We start from the raw sequence: 16,377 nt of genomic DNA, 5'->3' as shown, positions 1-16,377 counted from the left end.
ATCGCCCTCAAGGCCCACCAGACCCGGCCCGCCAGGGAACAGCAGGAGCTCGCCGGGTGCAACTTCCACCGGGTCACGGTCCTTCCGCGCGACGCCGCGGCGGGCGGCTGAGCCGTGGCGAGCCGACCGGAGGCCGTCAACGCGGAGGCCTGGCGCATCTACGGAGCTCACCATCTGAGGCGGGGCACGGTGCTGCCCGAGGTGACGCGGATCGACTGGGGATTCGAGGGCGCGGGGCCGGGGATCGAGGTGCTCGGGGAGCTGACGGGCCGGCGTGTGCTGGACCTCGGCTGCGGTCCGGCGCGGCACGCCGCCCATCTGGTCCGTGCTCACGGCGCGCTGGTGGACGCCGTCGACTCCTCGGCCGGGCAGGTCGAACGGGCGCGCGCCCGTTACGGCTCCCTGCCCGGGCTGCGCCTGGTCCTGGGCGACGCGGTGGAGCATCTGCACTCGGCGGAGCCGTACGACGTCGTCTACTCGGTGAACGCCGTGCCGTACATCGACCCGCACCGGCTGCTGCCCGCCCTGGCTGCGGCGCTCAAGCCGGGCGGCAGGCTCTGCTTCACCGTGCTGCACACCAACTCACGTGGTGACGGACCGTCGGACGAGGTCATCGCCCGGCCGGAGATCCTGCGGCTGGCCGGCGGCGGGGACGTCACCGTCCGGATGTGGGTCCTCGACCCGGAGCTCTGGACGGCGCTGCTCGCCGAGCACGGGCTGCGCGTGGAGCAGGTCGACGTGCTCGACATGCCGCAGGCCGGCAACCACGCGTCGTACCGCCTCTTCCGGGTGACCCGGCCCGTCCGTGTCTCCTCCCGGCCGCGCACCGCCAAGCCCCCGGCGGCCCACGCCGCGCTCGGGGTCGGCGCCATCGTGCACGGGCCCCGCGGACTGCTCCTGGGCCGCCACCGGCACGGGACCTGGGAGCTGCCCGGCGGGACGGTGGAGCCCGGGGAGTCGCTGCGGGAGACCGTCGTGCGCGAACTGGGCGAGGAGACGGGCCTTGACGCCCGGCCGGAGGACGTCCGGTTGCTGGGGACGCTCCTCGACGACGCCGGCGGTGTCGTACGGGTGACGGTGGCCGCCCGGGTCACCGCCTGGCGGGGAGAGCCGTCGGACCAGCCCGGGGAGAGGGTGGGCCGCTGGCGCTGGTTCGCCCTGGACCGGCTGCCGGAGGAGCTGTTCGTGTGCAGCGCGCAGGCCCTCACCGCATGGCGGCCGGGTCTGCCGATCGACCACGCGCCCGCTCACTTCACGCCGTACGGCACCGGAACGGGCGACGGTTGAAGCACCCGGAGGGGTGCGTTTTTTCAGCCGTTCCCGTGGAGTCGGCGCCCGGCCACCCCGCGGGCCCTCGTGGTCTGGTGCACTGCCCCTGAGGATCCAGTCGGTTGACGAGGCATCAGGGGGCACGGTGGCAGGTCGTCGCGGGCGGCGGGGAACAGGCAGAGCGGTACTGGCGTTTCTCACGGCGTTCGGCGCGCTGACCGGTGGGGCCCTGGCGGGGGCGGCTCCGGCCGGCGCCGTCCACAAGGGCGTACGGGTCGCGCCGGGTGTCACGTACGAGGAGTTCGACATCGAGGCCGCCAGGGGGGTGACACATGCGCATGTGCTGAAGGTCGACCTGGGTCATCCGCGGGTACGGGTCGATCTGCTGTATCCCGGGGCCGTGGCCTCGCGCGCGCAGGTCTCGCGCATGGCCGACGACCAGGGGGCGGTCGCCGGTGTCAACGGCGACTTCTTCAACATCACCGAGACGCAGCACCCGGGCGTCGAGGCCACCGGCGCGAGCGTGGGTCCCGCGATCGCGGCCGGGCGGACGCTCAAGGCGGCCGTGCCGGACGGCCAGCGTTTCGGCCCGGCGCTGCCGCCCGGCACGACCACCGAGGACGTGTTCGGTGTCGGTACCGACAAAGTGGCGCGGCTGGACCGGCTGGCCCTGGACGGCTCGGTCCGTACGGACGAGGCGCGGCTGGCGCTGGGCGGGCTCAACCAGTACGCGCTGCCGGGGGGTTCCGTCGGCGCGTTCACCTCGGAATGGGGCAGCGTCTCCCGCGTACGCGCCACGTGCGGCACGGACACGGACCGGGCCGCGCCATGCAGTACGGACACGTACGAGGTGACGGTCCGCGACGGCGAGGTCGTCTCAACCGCCGACACACCGGGCAGCGGCCCCATCGCCGCGGGCACCACGGTACTGGTCGGCCGGGAGGCGGGCGCGCAGCAGTTGCGGAAGCTGTCCGTCGGCGAAGCGGTCGAGGTCGAGCACCGTCTCGTGGCGGCCACGGACGGCGCCGCCTACCGCCTCGCCCTCGGCGGCTACCCGGTTCTCACGGGCGGCCGGCCGCTGCCGGGCCTGGACGACACGACCTCGGCCGTTCGTACGGCCGTGGGGATCGCCGACGGCGGGCGGCGTCTGCTGCTGCTCGCGCTGGACGGCGCCGCCGCCTACCGCAGCGGCCTGACGATCGCCGAAGTGGCCGGCACCATGCGGGAGCTGGGCTCGGACGACGCCTTCAGCCTGGACGGCGGCGGGTCGTCGACACTGGTCGCCCGGAAGCCGGGCGCGAGCACCGTCTCGGTGCGCAACCACCCCAGCGGCGGCGCCGAACGGGCTGTGGCGAACGGCATCGGCGTGTTCTCGGGGCCGTGACGTCAGGGCCGCAGACTGCTGACGATGTCCGCCGTCGCCGTGAGGCCGCTGTGGATGGTGGGGGCGACGCTGGTGCTGGCCAGGTAGAAGCCGAGAAACAGGCAGACCAGGGCATGGGAGAGCTTCAGCCCGCCGTTGCGCAAGAAGATCACCGCCAGCACCGCGAGCAGCAGCACCACAGAGATGGAAATGGCCATCGTCAACTCCTCCGCCACGCCGCCATGTCCGGTTCACGGCGTTCGGCCGTAAGTGTGGCGTAGCGGAGGGCTCGTCCGGGCTGCTGACCTGTCCGCCGAACGTGTGGTGTCCCCTACGGGCCCGACCGTCCTACACCGCCCGCCGGGCGTCCAGGAACGCCTCCAGTCCGGCGAGGTCGTCGGTGTTGAGGTGGTCGACGTCCGCGGCGAGCAGTTCGGCCCACAGCGCCTCCCGGGCCGGCCCGGCCAGGTCCGGGGTGGCCCAGAACCGCACCTTCTGCCCCCGGCGGTGCGCGGCCCGGACGATACCCCGCAGCTTCTCCCGCTCGGCGTCCGGGAACGCGCCCACGCCCTGCCAGGTGAAGTTGAGCGTCCAGTTGTCGCTGACCAGCGGGATGAAGGAGGCCGGTGCCGGGCCGCCGAGGTCGGCGAGCCGGCCGTCGTAGAAGGCGCGCCGGACGGTCTGCGCCTCCATCGGGGCACGGGCCGCGCGGTCGCCGGAGACGACGGCGGTGACCGGGCCGGGAAGGACCCGGCCGTGGGCGTAGGTCGTGAACAGGTGCCGGTAGCGCCTGAGGTGGCGGTCGAGTGCGAGGTACGTCGACGAGCCCTCGGTCTTGATGTCGACGAGCAGCTGCAGCGACCCGCGGTACCCCCGGTACACGCGGCCGCGGTTGGCTCGCACGCGCGCGGCGAGCGGGTCGAGGTAGAGGGACTCAAGCGTGCGGGCCGGATCGAGGTCCTCCGGGTCGTGGGCGACGAGGAGCTGGTCGCCCACGAGATAGATGTCGGCCTCGACGCTGCCGAAGCGGTGGGCGAGGGCGTCGAACAGGGGGCGCGGGTGCTCGTAGTCGTTGTGGGCGTGGGCCCGCCACAACGGGCGGGGCCCGTGCCGCCGTTCGCCGGCGAGGGCGTCGGTGGCGGGGAGGGCGACCGAGCCAGCGAGGGCGGCGCCGAGGGTGCTGAGGACTCTGCGACGGGTGCTGAGTTCCATGCTCTGCCTCCCTGGGAGTGCCGTACGGGAACCCTGTGAGTATGGGGTTAGGGCAGGGCCAAGGAGCAGGGCATGGCGGGGAGTTGGCCGGAGTGCCGTCGTGCGTTCACTTCACCGGGGCGGGGCACACGGAAAAAGCCCGCCCCTGGTGGGGCGGGCTTTTCACCGGCGTCGGCCGGGTGTGACTCAGGGAGCCTGGAGGTCGACCAGTCCGGCCAGGGCCTCCCGGTGGGCGCCGGCCGTGCCGTAGGCGATCGAGTCGGCCTTCGCGCGCTTCAGGTACAGGTGCACCGGGTGCTCCCACGTCATGCCGATGCCGCCGTGCAGTTGCAGGGCCTCCTCGGCGGCATGGACGGCCACGGGTGCCGCGTAGGCCTGGGCGACGGTGACGGCCACGTCGGTGTCCTCGCCGGTGGACAGCGCGTCGGCGGCATTGCGTGCGGCCGCGCGGAGATTGGCCACCTCCAGCCACAGCTGGGCCAGCCGGTGCTTGAGCGCCTGGAAGCCGCCGACGGGCCGGTTGAACTGCTTGCGGTCCTTGAGGTAGCGGACGGTCTCCGTCAGCGTCCAGTCGGCCAGGCCGAGCTGTTCGGAGGCGAGCAGTCCGGCTCCGGCGCGCAGGGCCCGGCGTACGGCGGGTTCGGCGTCGCCCAGCAGGCGGCCCGGCGCCCCGTCGAGGGTGACGGTCGCCAGCGGCCGGGTCAGATCCAGGGAGATCTGGGGTGTGACGGTCACTGCGGTGGCGTCGACCGCGTAGAGGCCGCCGTCGTCGGCGGGTACGAGCAGCACGTCGGCGACGGCCGCGTCGGCGATGCCGGTCAGTTCGCCGCGCAGCAGGCCGTCCTCGTGCCGGACGACCTTGTAGGCGGCGCCCGGTGCGACGTCGAGGGCGACCGCGAGGGCTCCGATCGACGTCCCGGAGGCGAGCTCGGTGAGCAGGTCGTCGGTCCCGCAGGCCAGCAGCGCCTCGGTGGCGACGACCGCGCTCGTGAGGTACGGGACGGGCGCGACCGCACGCCCCAGTTCCTCCAGCACCACGGCGGCTTCCCGGTGTGTGGCTCCCTGGCCGTCCTGCTCCTCGGGCACCAGCAGGCCCGCGAGGCCCATGCCGTCGGTGAGGGCCTTCCACAGCGCCAGGTGGTGCGGGGCGTCCGACTCGACGCGGGCGATGACGCCCGGGGCGTCGCAGTGGTCGGCGAGCAGGTCGCGGACGGCGGCGCGCAGCGCCTCTTCCTCCTCCGAGTACAACAGGTCGGGCTGTGTGCTCATCGGGCCAGGTCCTTCCAGGCGACGTCCTTGTCGGTACGCGGTTCGGCGGGCAGGCCGAGGACGCGCTCGGCGACGATGTTCAGCAGGACCTCGCTGGTCCCGCCCTCGATGCTGTTGCCCTTGGAGCGCAGGTAGCGGTAGCCGGCGTCGCGGCCGGTGAAGTCGACCAGCTCCGGGCGGCGCATGGTCCAGTCGTCGTACAACAGGCCCTCCGCACCGAGGAGTTCCACCTCCAGGCCGCTGATCTCCTGGTTGAGGCGGGCGAAGGCGAGCTTCATACCGGCACCCTCGGGGCCGGGCTGGCCGGCCACGAGCTGCTGGCGCAGCCGCTCACTGGTGAGCCGGGCGACCTCGGCCTCGACCCAGAGCTTCAGCAGCCGCTGGTGCAGGTCGTGGGTGCGCAGCTCGGGGCGTTCCCGCCAGGTCTCCGAGATCGGGCCGATCATGCCGCCCTCTCGGGGCAGCCGCATGCCGCCGATGGCGACGCGCTCGTTGTTCAGGGTCGTCTGCGCGACCCGCCAGCCGTCACCGACCTCGCCGAGGCGGCGGGAGTCCGGGATGCGGACGTCGGTGAGGAACACCTCGTTGAACTCGGCCTCGCCGGTGATCTGCCGCAGCGGCCGCACCTCGACGCCCGGGTCGGTCATGTCGCAGACGAAGTACGTGATGCCCCGGTGCTTGGGCACGTCCGGGTCGGTGCGGGCGATGAGGATCGCCCAGCGCGCCACGTGGGCGCTGGACGTCCAGACCTTCTGCCCGTTGACCACCCAGTTGTCACCTTCCCGGACGGCCCGGGTGCGCAGGGCGGCGAGGTCGGACCCGGCGCCCGGCTCGCTGAACAGCTGGCACCAGACCTCCTCCCCCGTCCACAGGGGCCTCAGGTACCGCCGCTTCTGCTCCTCGGTGCCGTAGCCCAGGATGGTCGGCGCGGCCATCCCGAGGCCGATGCCGATGCGCCGCGGGTCGTTGTCGGGCGCCCCGGCCGCCTCCAGCTCGGCGTCCACGACGGCCTGGAGGGACCGGGGAGCGCCGAGTCCGCCGAGGCCCTCCGGGTAGTGCACCCAGGCCAGTCCGGCGTCGAAGCGGGCCCGGAGGAAGTCCAGGCGGTCGGTCGAGACAGGCGGATGCGCGGCCAGCAACTCCTGTGTGCGACGGCGCAGTTCATCGGCGCTGCTCATGCTGCCTCCTCCAGGACGACGGCGATCCGGCCGGTGGTGAGGCCGTCCGCGACCCGCTGCACGGCGGCGGCCGCCTCGCCGAGCGGCACGCGTTCGCTCACCAGCGGCTTGATCGCGCCCCGGCCGGCCAGCTCGGTGAGCTGCTCGTGGCAGCGCTGGACCAGCTTCGGGTTCTTGGTGTTGTACAGGCCCCAGTGCAGGCCCAGGATCGAGTAGTTCTTCACCAGGGCATGGTTCAGCCCCGGGCTGGGGATCGTGCCGCCGGCGAAGCCGACGACCACGATGCGCCCTTCGAAGGCGACGACCTTGGTGGACTGCGTGTAGGCCTCGCCGCCGACCGGGTCGTAGATCACGTCGGCGCCCCGGCCGCCGGTGGCCTCCTTGACGGCGGCGACGACGTCCTCGGAGCGCCGGTCGATCACGACGTCGCAGCCCAGCTCACGGGCGACCGCCGCCTTCCCGGAGCCGCCGACGACACCGATGACGGTGGCGCCGGCGGCCTTCCCGAGCTGCACGGCCGCGCTGCCGACCCCTCCAGCGGCAGCGTGGACGAGCAGGGTCTCGCCGGCCTCCAGACCGGCCCGGCGGTGCAGACCGAACCAGCCGGTCTGGTAGCCGATGTGCAGGGCCGCGGCCTCCGCGTCGTCCAGGGCGTCCGGCGCGGGCAGGAGGGCGGCGGAGTCCGCGACGGCGTACTCGGCGAAGCCGCCGTACGGCAGGACCGGGTTGGCGATCACCCGGCGGCCGTCCTCGGTCTCGCCGCAGATCTCCACGCCCGGGGTGAACGGCAGCGGCGGCCTGACCTGGTACTGCCCCCGGCACAGCAGGGCGTCGGGAAAGTTGATGTTCGCGGCGCGCACCTTCAGCAGGACCTGGCCGTCGCCGGGGACCGGCGGCGCCACGTCCGCCAGGCGCATCACCTCGCCCGGCTCGCCGTTCTCGTGCACTTGCCATGCCTGCATGCGGGGCCTCCACGGGGGACTGCTTCGTCTGACCGGGGTCGGTTCGCATACTAAGCGGTCGCTTGCCGATCAGGGAACAGTCGGTTGCGTCACGACCGCTTCGGCCGTGCCCGCACGTGCATCCGCTCCCCCTGCGGCCCGAACAGGCTGAGGAACTCCACGGGCCCCTCCCCCGTCGACCCGAACCAGTGCGGCACCCGGGTGTCGAACTCCGCGGCTTCCCCCGCCGTGAGCACCACGTCGTGCTCGCCCAGCACCAGGCGCAGCTTGCCGGACAGCACGTACAGCCACTCGTAGCCCTCGTGGGTGCGCGGGTCCGGCTCCTGTCTGCGCTGGGGTTCCAGCACCTTGTAGGCCTGGAGGCCGCCGGGCTGGCGGGTGAGCGGCCAGTGGGTGCGGCCGAACATCTCGATCGGCTTCGACCGCACCCGCGGGTCACCGGCCGACGGGGCTCCGACCAGCTCGTCCAGGGCCACCTGGTGCGCCCGGGCGATCGGCAGCAGCAGCTCCAGGCTGGGTTTGCGCAGGCCGGACTCCAGGCGCGACAGGGTGCTGACGGAGATCCCGGTGGTCTCGGAGAGCGCCGCCAGGGTCACCTCCCGCTCCTTGCGCATCAGTCGCAGCCGGGGGCCTACGCCCGCGAGTACCTCGTCCGTCGTCATGCTCGTATTGCAGGTTCGGCAAACGCGTTTGTCAATCCCGTGGCAGTGGGGCGACGCTCGGCGGCGGAGGTGGTCACCATGACCGAGAGGTACGCAGCCGTGGTCGTCGGCGGTGGTACGGCGGGCCTGTCCGCGGCGCTGGTACTGGGCCGGGCCCGGCACCGCACGCTGGTCGTCGACGCGGGCGAGCCGCGCAACGCGCCCGCCGCGCACATGCAGGGCTATCTGTCGCGGGACGGGATGCCGCCCGCCGACTTCCTCGCCGTCGGCCGGGAGGAGATCGCGCGGTACGGCGTGGAACTCGTGCGGGACCTGGTGGTGGAGGTGGACAAGGGCGAGGACTTCGCAGTGGTGCTGGCCGGCGGGCGGACCGTGCGGGCCCGGCGGCTGGTGATCGCGACCGGGCTGAAGGACGAGCTGCCGGCGGTCCCCGGGGTCGCCGAGCGATTCGGCCGGGACGTGTTGCACTGCCCGTTCTGCCACGGCTGGGAGGTGCGCGACCAGCCGTTCGGGGTGCTGGCGTCGAGCCCGGCGAGCGTGCACCAGGCGCTGATCGTGTCCCAGTGGTCGAAGGACGTGCGGTTCTTCCTGCACACGGTCGCCGAGGAGGAGCTGTCCGACCAGGACCTGCGCCGGCTCGCCGCGGCCGGGGTGGACGTGGTGCCCGGCGAGGTCGCGGAGCTGGTGGTCGAGGACGACCGGCTCACGGGCGTCCGGCTCGGCGACGGTACGACGCACGCCCGCTCCGTGCTGTTCGTCGCCCCGCGCCCCGTCCCGCGGACCGGCCTGCTGGAGCGGCTCGGCGCCGAGCTGCACGAGACGCCCTTCGGCGCGTACCCGGTGGTCGACCCGACCGGGCTGACGACCGTCCCGGGCGTGTGGGCCGCGGGCAACGCGATCGGCTTCGCCGAGCAGGTCGTGCACGCGGCGAGCGGCGGCTACCGGGCGGCGTCGGCGATCGTCGGGGATCTGCTGATGACCGACCTCGACGCGGCCGCCCAGGACTAGAGGGGCCGCCCGGGTGTAGAGGCGGCTCCCTCGGTGCACCATGGCTGCATGCTGTTGCACCGGCTGGCCCGAGTGTCCCAGGAGGTCGCCGCCACCTCGGCGCGGTCCCGGAAGACGGCCCTGCTCGCGGAGCTGTTCCGGGACGCGGAGGCGGACGACGTGCCGATCGTCATCCCGTACCTGGCGGGCCGGCTGCCGCAGGGCCGGATCGGCGTGGGCTGGAAGGTGCTGAGCCGCCCGGTCGCCCCCGCCGCCGAGCCGGGCTTGACCGTGCGGGAGGTGGACGCCCGGCTGTCGGAGCTCGCCAAGGTCTCGGGGCCCGGCTCCCAGGCGGAACGGGCCCGGCTGGTCGGGGAGTTGATGGGCGCGGCCACCGAGGACGAACAGCGGTTCCTGGTCGGGCTGCTCACCGGGGAGGTGCGGCAGGGGGCGCTGGACGCCGTCGCGGTCGAGGGACTGGCCCAGGCGACCGGGGCGCCCCCGGCGGACGTACGGCGGGCCGTGATGCTCGCGGGCTCCCTCCAGACGGTGGCCGAGGCGCTGCTCGCGGACGGCCCCGCCGCCCTGGACCGCTTCCGCCTCACCGTCGGCCGCCCGGTCTGGCCGATGCTGGCGCACAGTGCCTCCTCGGTCGCCGAGGCGGTGGACAAGCTCGGCGCCTGCGCGGTCGAGGAGAAACTGGACGGCATCCGCGTCCAGGTGCACCGGGACGGCGACACGGTACGGCTCTACACCCGCACCCTCGACGACATCACCGACCGCCTGCCGGAAGTGACCGCCGCCGCGCTGGAGTTGCGGGGCGAGCGGTTCGTCCTCGACGGCGAGGTGATTTCCTTCGACGAGGGCGGCCGCCCCCGCTCGTTCCAGGAGACCGCCGGCCGCGTCGGCTCGCGCACGGACGTGGCGACGGCGGCACGCGCGGTGCCGGTCTCCCCCGTCTTCTTCGACGCACTGTCCGTCGACGGCCGTGACCTGCTCGACCTGCCGTTCGCCGAGCGGCACGCGGAGCTGGCCCGGCTGGTCCCCGGGCCGATGCGGGTGCGCCGCACGACGGTGTCCGGCCCGGACGACCTGCGCACGGCGGAGGAGTTTCTCGCCGAGACGCTCAGGCGCGGCCACGAGGGCGTCGTCGCCAAGGCGCTGGACGCCTCCTACAGCGCGGGCCGGCGCGGCGCGTCCTGGCTGAAGGTCAAGCCCGTCCACACCCTCGACCTGGTCGTCCTGGCCGCCGAGTGGGGACACGGCCGCCGCACCGGCAAGCTCTCCAACCTCCACCTGGGCGCCCGCACCGCCGACGGCGGCCTCGCCATGCTCGGCAAGACCTTCAAGGGCATGACCGACGCGATGCTGACCTGGCAGACCGAACGGCTCCGGCAGCTCGCCGTCGACGACAACGGCCATGTCGTGACCGTACGCCCGGAACTCGTCGTCGAGATCGCCTACGACGGCCTCCAGCGCTCCACCCGCTACCCGGCCGGCGTCACCCTGCGCTTCGCCCGCGTGGTCCGCTACCGGGAGGACAAACGCCCCGAGGACGCCGACACGGTGGAGACGCTGCTGGCCGCGCACCCGGAGGTGAGGCCGTGAAGCGCAGTGCCGGCCTGCTGCTCTTCCACCACACCGACGACGGCCTCGACGTGCTGCTCGGCCACATGGGCGGCCCGTTCTTCGCCCGGCGCGACGCCGGGGCGTGGACCATTCCCAAGGGCGAGTACGAGCCCGACGAGTCCGCCTGGGCGGCCGCCCGCCGCGAGTTCCAGGAGGAACTGGGGCTGCCTCCGCCCGACGGGGAGGCCCTCGCCCTGGGCGAGGTCCGGCAGACAGGCGGCAAGATCGTCACGGTCTGGGCGATCGAGGCGGACCTCGACCCGGCGACGATCGCGCCCGGCACCTTCCGGATGGAGTGGCCCCCGAGGTCGGGGCAGCTCCAGGAGTTCCCCGAGCTGGACCGTGTGGCGTGGTTCGGGCTCGACCGGGCCCGCGAGGTGATCGTCAGGGCGCAGGCGGCGTTTCTCGACCGCCTGGCGGAGCACTCGCCCTGAGGAGACGCTCCCGCGTTGCGGTCCGCTCCGCCGCGCGGGAAGGTCGGACTAAGCCCGCTCCGAGGGAGGTCAGCCATGCCCATCGCAACGGTGAACCCGGCGAACGGCGAGACGCTCAAGACGTACGAGGCCATGGGCGAGGAGGAGATCGAGCGCCGGCTCCAGCTCGCGGAGGCCACGTTCCGCACGTACCGGACGACGACGTTCGACGAGCGCGCCCGGCTGCTGAGGAAGGCCGCCGACCTCCTCGAAGAGGACCAGCAGGACATCGCCCGCGTGCTGACCACGGAGATGGGCAAGCCGATCCAGCAGGCCCGCGCCGAGGCCGCGAAGTGCGCCAAGGCGATGCGCTGGTACGCCGACCACGCCGAGGAACTGCTCGCCGACGAGGAGCCCTCCGATACCGACGTGAAGGACTCCGGTGCCTCGCGCGTGCGGGTGCGCTACCGGCCGCTGGGTCCGGTGCTGGCGGTCATGCCGTGGAACTTCCCGCTGTGGCAGGTGGTCCGCTTCGCCGCGCCCGCCCTGATGGCGGGGAACGTGGGCCTGCTCAAGCACGCCTCGAACGTCCCCCAGACCGCCCTCTACCTGGAGGACCTCTTCCACCGGGCGGGCTTCACCGAGGGCTGCTTCCAGACCCTGCTGATCGGCTCCGCCGCGGTCGACGACATCCTGCGCGACGAGCGGGTCAAGGCGGCCACCCTCACCGGCAGCGAACCCGCGGGCCGCGCCGTCGCCTCCACCGCCGGGGAGATGGTCAAGAAGACGGTGCTGGAGCTGGGCGGCAGCGACCCGTTCGTCGTCATGCCCTCCGCCGACCTCGACCGGGCCGCGAAGGTCGCGGTGACCGCCCGCGTGCAGAACACCGGGCAGTCCTGCATCGCCGCGAAGCGGTTCATCGTGCACACGGACGTCTACGACGCCTTCGCCGAGCGGTTCGCCGAGGGCATGAAGGCGCTGAGGGTCGGCGACCCCCTGTCCGACGACACCGAGGTCGGGCCGCTCTCCAGCGAGCAGGGACTGCGCGATCTTCAGGAGCTGGTCGACGACGCGGTGCGCGGCGGTGCGGAGGTACTGTGCGGTGGCGAACGGCCGGACGGGCCGGGCTGGTACTACACGCCGACCGTCCTCGCCGGCATCACCCGGGAGATGCGCATCCACCAGGAGGAGGCGTTCGGTCCGGTCGCCACGCTGTACCGGGCGGCCGACCTGGACGAGGCCGTACTGATCGCGAACGACTCGCCGTTCGGACTGAGTTCCAACGTGTGGACGCGGGACGACGCCGAGGTGGACCGGTTCGTCCGGGACCTGGAGGCGGGCAGTGTGTACGTCAACGGCATGACGGCCTCCCATCCGGCGTTTCCGTTCGGCGGAGTGAAGCGGTCGGGATACGGGCGTGAGCTGTCCGGGCACGGAATCCGGGAGTTCTGCAACATCACGACCGTTTGGCACGGTGCGTGAGTGTTGCGGGGCTACGATCCCGTCTGTGAACCGCGAAGTGACTCTGCCTCTGATCGTCGACGACCGCGGGACCTTGCAGGTGGCTGCGGCCGATGTCAGCAAGCTGTTGCGGACGGTGGGGGGCCGGTGGGTGCGGCTCGTCGAGGCCGGGGAGTCGGGGCTCGACGAGGACACGGTCGCCGCGTTGACGATCGAGCTGGCGAAGTTGGCCGACCGTATCGACGTGGCTTGTATTGCGCACAGCAGTGGAGGTGCCACGTAGCCTAGGGGGCCGCGGTCAACGCGTTCCAGAACATGGCCTCGTACGTTTGCAGGAGACGTCCGTAGCGCTGCGCGCTCGTCTCGTCGAGTCGCCCCGCGTCCAGGGCGGTCTACACCGCCGCCGTCGCCCGGCTCTCCAGCTCCGGGGACGGCTCCGCGAAGAAGTCGAAGAAGGCACACGCCTCGTCCGTGAAGCCGTAATGGGTGCGCAGGGCCCGGGCGATGGTCGCGCAATAGCCTCCCCACGCGGAGAAGTTGGCGGACAGTGCCAGGACGACGTCCGCCGGGGCGGCGTTGAGAGCCAGCCAGGCCACGTACGCGGGGTACGCCTGGCATCCCGGGAGCGGCTCGTACGCTGCCGTCCGTGTCTCGTTCACACCGCACGCCCGGGCGAACGATGACAGTCGCTCCTCCGCCAGCGCCTCGCCCTCCGCGAGTGTCGCGAAGAAGGCCGCGGCCTCCGGGTCCCTCACGAGGGAGCGCTCCGCCAGATACTCGAAGGCGCGGCGGTCCGCGGGGATCACCCAGGTCTGTTCCAGGGCGAGTACGGCGAAGACGGAAGGGGGCGCCGTGCCGTCGGCGATCCGGGGGACCAAGGGGTTGGACCGCGGGTCCGGGGCGAGAGCAGCGGTGGTGGTCTGCAGCAGGTCCCGGGCCGGGTGCGTCATCGCGTCCTCCGTCGTCGAGGTGTCGGGACGAGCCTGGCACATACGGCGTAGTCCGGCGCGAGTTCGGCGCTCCGCCGGGTGATCGTGAGGGGACCACCCCTCTGAGGTGAACCACCTTCTGACCGGGGGCAAGGATGAGCGAAGAGACGATCGGCGAAACGCCGCCCCCGGTCCGTGGCGCGGTCGGTTTCCCGGATTCGCCGGAGCACGGCCGGCTGCGCCGCAGCGTCGCCGTGGCGTTCACGGCGCGCGGGGTGGAGCGGGTGCGCGAGCGGTCCCGCCGCATGCTGGCGGAACTGGTCGACGAGATGCTCCAGGACGGCCCGCCGGCCGACCTGACCGAGGCCGTGCTCAGCCCGTTCAGCATCGCGGTGACCTGCGAGCTGATGGGTGTCCCGCCCGCCGACCGGCAGGGCGTGCACACCTGGACCCGGCTGATCCTGTCCGCCTCGCCCGGCGCCGAGGTCAGCGAGAAGGCGAAGAAGGAGATGAGCGCCTATTTCTCCGAACTGATCGGTCTGCGCGAGGGCAGCACCGGCGAGGACATCACGTCCCTGCTCAGCGCCGCCGTGGGCCGCGGCGACAGCACACCGGAGGAGGCGGTGGGCCTCGCGGTGCTCCTCCAGATCGGCGGCGAGGCGGTCACCGACATCAGCAGCCGGATGTTCCACGTCCTGCTGACCCGCCCCGGACTCGCCGAGCGGCTGCGCGCCGAGCCGGAGATCCGCCCGCGGACCATCGACGAACTGCTGCGCCGGCTCTCGCACCGCGACCCGGACAGCGCCCCCGACCCGGGGTTCGGCCCGCACCACCGCCCCGGCGGCACGCTGGCCGGGCTGGAGTCGGAGCTCCTGGTCGACGCGCTCCTCGACGGCGTGCCCGGACTGCGACTCGCCGTCCCCGCCGAGGAGGTGGCGTCCGAGGAGGGCGTGCTGCCCCTGCCCGTGACGTGGTGAGCCGGTTCGCGGCGGGCTTCTTCGCGGCCCGCGGCTCGATGCCGCCGCTTACCGGATCGGCGTGCCCGACAGCGTCCGTGCGATCACCAGGCGCTGGATCTCGCTGGTGCCTTCGAAGATCGTGTAGATCGCCGCGTCCCGGTGCATCCGCTCCACCGGGTACTCCCGCGTGTAGCCGTTGCCGCCGAGGATCTGGATCGCCTGGGCCGTGACCTTCTTGGCCGTCTCGCTCGCGAACAGCTTGGACATCGAGCCCTCGGCCGCCGTGAACGGCTTGCCGTTGACGGCCATCCAGGAGGCGCGCCAGACGAGGAGCCGGGCCGCGTCGATGGACGTGCGCATGTCCGCGAGCTGGAAGGCCACGCCCTGGTTGTCGATGATCGGCCGACCGAACTGCTCCCGGGTCTTGGCGTAGTCGAGGGCGACCTCGTACGCGGCCCGGGCCGTACCGACCGCCATGGCCCCGACGGCCGGGCGCGACGCCTCGAACGTGGCCATCGCCGCGTTCTTCACCCGCTCCCCGCCCTGCCTGGCCTTCTCCCGCGCCCGGGCGAGCCGCTCGTCCAGCTTCTCCTTGCCGCCGAGCAGACAGGAGCCGGGAACGCGCACGTTGTCCAGGATGACCTCGGCGGTGTGCGAGGCGCGGATGCCGTGCTTCTTGAACTTCTGCCCCTGGGACAGGCCTTCGGTGCCCGGCGGGATGATGAAGGAGGCATGTCCCTTGGAGCCGAGCTCCGGGTCGACGACCGCGACCACGACATGGACGTTGGCGATGCCGCCGTTGGTCGCCCAGGTCTTGGTGCCGTTGATCACCCACTCGTCCTTGGCCTCGTCGTACACCGCCCGGGTGCGCATGGAGGCCACGTCGGAGCCGGCGTCGGGCTCGGAGGAGCAGAACGCGGCGACCTTGACATCATTGGCGTCGCCGTACATCTGCGGGATCCAGGTGCCGATCTGCTCCTCGGTGCCGTTGGCGAGGACGCCGACGGCGGCGAGACCGGTGCCGACGATGGACAGGGCTATGCCCGCGTCGCCCCAGAACAGCTCCTCCATCGCCATGGGGATGCCGAGGCCGGTGGGGTCGAAGTACTGCTGGGCGTAGAAGTCCAGGGAGTAGATGCCGACCTTGGCGGCCTCCTGGATGACCGGCCAGGGAGTCTCCTCACGCTCGTCCCATTCGGCGGCCGCGGGGCGGATCACATCGGCCGCGAAGCCGTGCAGCCAGTCCCGGACCTCCTTCTGTTCGTCGTTGAGATCCATGGTGAACTCGGCCATGTCGTCCCCTCCAGCGGCACATGTTACTTGCGGTAACACCAGTCTGTTACCGACGGGTAGGCGAAGTCAACTCCTACCGACCGGTCGGCACCCGTTCGATGTCCAGGGCATGTTTGAGTGTTAGTTTGCGCAGGCGTCATCGAATCAGCACGGGTGGGGAGAGCACATGGACACCACGCAGCGGACCGACCAGCAACGGTCCGCCGACCGCCGACGGCGTGAGCTGCTGGAGGCCGCCGACCGAGTGGTGCTGCGCGACGGTCCGCAGGCCTCGATGAACGCGATCGCGGCGGAGGCCGGCATCACCAAGCCGATCCTCTACCGGCACTTCGGTGACAAGGGCGGACTATACGCCGCCCTCGCCAAGCGGCACACGGACGCGCTGCTGGACTCGCTCCGGGCGGCGCTGGACGCGCCCGCGGAGAGACGGGAGCGGGTCGAGGCGACGCTGGACACGTATCTCACGGCGATCGAGGCGCGGCCGCAGGTGTACCGGTTCCTGATGCATCCGGCGGAGGGGAGCCAGCCGGGGGACCAGGGGTTCGACGTCGGCAAGCACAGCGCTCCGCTGCTGCGGCGGATGGGTGAGGAGCTGGCCCAGGTCATCGAGGAGCGGCTGGATCTCGGGCCGGGCGGGCAGCAGCTGGCGCGGGTGTGGGGGCATGGGATCGTCGGCATGATGCATGCGGCAGGGGACTGGTGGCTCGGGGAACGGCCTTGTTCTCGTGCGGAGTTGGTGCGGAGTCTGGCCGATCTGCTCTGGGGGCGGCTTGCGGCTGCGGGGGATCGGG

The 16,377-nt window shown here is 72.5% G+C and carries 16 protein-coding genes and 2 pseudogenes; 10 read left to right on the top strand and 8 right to left on the bottom strand.

The annotated features are described in order from the left end of the window. From CCL05_RS47655 to CCL05_RS41395, 3 genes and pseudogenes are all read left to right on the top strand, one after another. Positions 1-111, top strand: a pseudogene (locus CCL05_RS47655) (luciferase domain-containing protein); the annotation flags it as partial. 3 nt (positions 112-114) lie between these two features. Beyond that, the gene (locus tag CCL05_RS41400; protein WP_086565714.1) at positions 115-1,287 is read left to right on the top strand and encodes a bifunctional class I SAM-dependent methyltransferase/NUDIX hydrolase; all 1,173 of its coding nucleotides are present in this window, start codon (positions 115-117) and stop codon (positions 1,285-1,287) included. 127 nt (positions 1,288-1,414) lie between these two features. After that, positions 1,415-2,653 (top strand): phosphodiester glycosidase family protein, encoded by a 1,239-nt coding sequence (locus CCL05_RS41395; protein WP_167409719.1) that lies wholly within the window; start codon positions 1,415-1,417, stop codon positions 2,651-2,653. 2 nt (positions 2,654-2,655) lie between these two features. Here the strand turns inward: CCL05_RS41395 and CCL05_RS41390 are convergent, their stop codons facing one another. The 6 genes from CCL05_RS41390 to CCL05_RS41365 form a co-directional block, all read right to left on the bottom strand. Further along, positions 2,656-2,850 (bottom strand): hypothetical protein, encoded by a 195-nt coding sequence (locus tag CCL05_RS41390; protein ID WP_086565713.1) that lies wholly within the window; start codon positions 2,848-2,850, stop codon positions 2,656-2,658. Between the two features lie 130 nt (positions 2,851-2,980). Then, complete coding sequence (locus CCL05_RS41385) at positions 2,981-3,844, bottom strand: phosphatidylinositol-specific phospholipase C/glycerophosphodiester phosphodiesterase family protein (RefSeq protein ID WP_086565712.1); 864 nt, start codon at positions 3,842-3,844, stop codon at positions 2,981-2,983. Between the two features lie 186 nt (positions 3,845-4,030). Continuing rightward, positions 4,031-5,113, bottom strand: coding sequence for an acyl-CoA dehydrogenase family protein (locus tag CCL05_RS41380; RefSeq protein ID WP_086565711.1), 1,083 nt, complete (start codon positions 5,111-5,113; stop codon positions 4,031-4,033). After that, positions 5,110-6,291 carry an acyl-CoA dehydrogenase gene (locus tag CCL05_RS41375; RefSeq protein ID WP_086565710.1) on the bottom strand — a complete coding sequence of 394 codons (1,182 nt, stop codon included), beginning with the start codon at positions 6,289-6,291 and terminating at the stop codon, positions 5,110-5,112. The genes CCL05_RS41380 and CCL05_RS41375 overlap by 4 nt, the downstream gene beginning before the upstream one ends. Further along, entirely contained in the window at positions 6,288-7,253 is a 966-nt protein-coding gene (locus CCL05_RS41370) for an NADPH:quinone oxidoreductase family protein (RefSeq protein WP_086565709.1), read from the bottom strand. Before CCL05_RS41370 ends, CCL05_RS41375 begins: the two co-directional genes overlap by 4 nt. An 89-nt stretch (positions 7,254-7,342) precedes the next feature. Further along, positions 7,343-7,915, bottom strand: a complete 573-nt coding sequence (locus CCL05_RS41365; RefSeq protein WP_086565708.1) for a helix-turn-helix domain-containing protein — start codon at positions 7,913-7,915, stop codon at positions 7,343-7,345. 78 nt (positions 7,916-7,993) lie between these two features. Here CCL05_RS41365 and CCL05_RS41360 point away from each other — a divergent pair, with 78 nt between their 5' ends. From CCL05_RS41360 to CCL05_RS41340, 5 genes are all read left to right on the top strand, one after another. Then, positions 7,994-8,923, top strand: a complete 930-nt coding sequence (locus CCL05_RS41360; protein WP_086565707.1) for an NAD(P)/FAD-dependent oxidoreductase — start codon at positions 7,994-7,996, stop codon at positions 8,921-8,923. 48 nt (positions 8,924-8,971) lie between these two features. Then, positions 8,972-10,510 carry an ATP-dependent DNA ligase gene (locus CCL05_RS41355; RefSeq protein ID WP_086565706.1) on the top strand — a complete coding sequence of 513 codons (1,539 nt, stop codon included), beginning with the start codon at positions 8,972-8,974 and terminating at the stop codon, positions 10,508-10,510. Continuing rightward, on the top strand, positions 10,507-10,965 hold the full coding sequence (locus CCL05_RS41350; protein ID WP_086565705.1) for an NUDIX hydrolase: 459 nt from the start codon (positions 10,507-10,509) through the stop codon (positions 10,963-10,965). Before CCL05_RS41355 ends, CCL05_RS41350 begins: the two co-directional genes overlap by 4 nt. Before the next feature lie 75 nt (positions 10,966-11,040). Next, the gene (locus CCL05_RS41345; protein ID WP_086565704.1) at positions 11,041-12,426 is read left to right on the top strand and encodes an NADP-dependent succinic semialdehyde dehydrogenase; all 1,386 of its coding nucleotides are present in this window, start codon (positions 11,041-11,043) and stop codon (positions 12,424-12,426) included. Positions 12,427-12,451: 25 nt separating this feature from the next. Continuing rightward, complete coding sequence (locus CCL05_RS41340) at positions 12,452-12,688, top strand: DUF6213 family protein (protein ID WP_059417701.1); 237 nt, start codon at positions 12,452-12,454, stop codon at positions 12,686-12,688. Between the two features lies 1 nt (position 12,689). Here the strand turns inward: CCL05_RS41340 and CCL05_RS41335 are convergent. Beyond that, positions 12,690-13,355 (bottom strand): annotated as a pseudogene (locus CCL05_RS41335) (transcriptional regulator). 134 nt (positions 13,356-13,489) lie between these two features. Here CCL05_RS41335 and CCL05_RS41330 point away from each other — a divergent pair. Beyond that, positions 13,490-14,311, top strand: coding sequence for a cytochrome P450 family protein (locus tag CCL05_RS41330; protein WP_244204589.1), 822 nt, complete (start codon positions 13,490-13,492; stop codon positions 14,309-14,311). A gap of 48 nt (positions 14,312-14,359) precedes the next feature. Here CCL05_RS41330 and CCL05_RS41325 read toward each other — a convergent pair whose 3' ends face one another. Continuing rightward, complete coding sequence (locus CCL05_RS41325) at positions 14,360-15,586, bottom strand: acyl-CoA dehydrogenase family protein (RefSeq protein WP_086565703.1); 1,227 nt, start codon at positions 15,584-15,586, stop codon at positions 14,360-14,362. 166 nt (positions 15,587-15,752) lie between these two features. Between CCL05_RS41325 and CCL05_RS41320 the strand changes: the two genes are divergently transcribed. Continuing rightward, a partial coding sequence (locus CCL05_RS41320; RefSeq protein WP_086565702.1) for a TetR/AcrR family transcriptional regulator occupies positions 15,753-16,377 on the top strand: 625 nt, incomplete at its 3' end.

The sequence above is a fragment of the Streptomyces africanus genome (assembly GCF_002150735.1).
Taxonomy (GTDB): domain Bacteria; phylum Actinomycetota; class Actinomycetes; order Streptomycetales; family Streptomycetaceae; genus Streptomyces; species Streptomyces africanus.
This window is presented reverse-complemented; position numbering and strand designations above follow the sequence as displayed.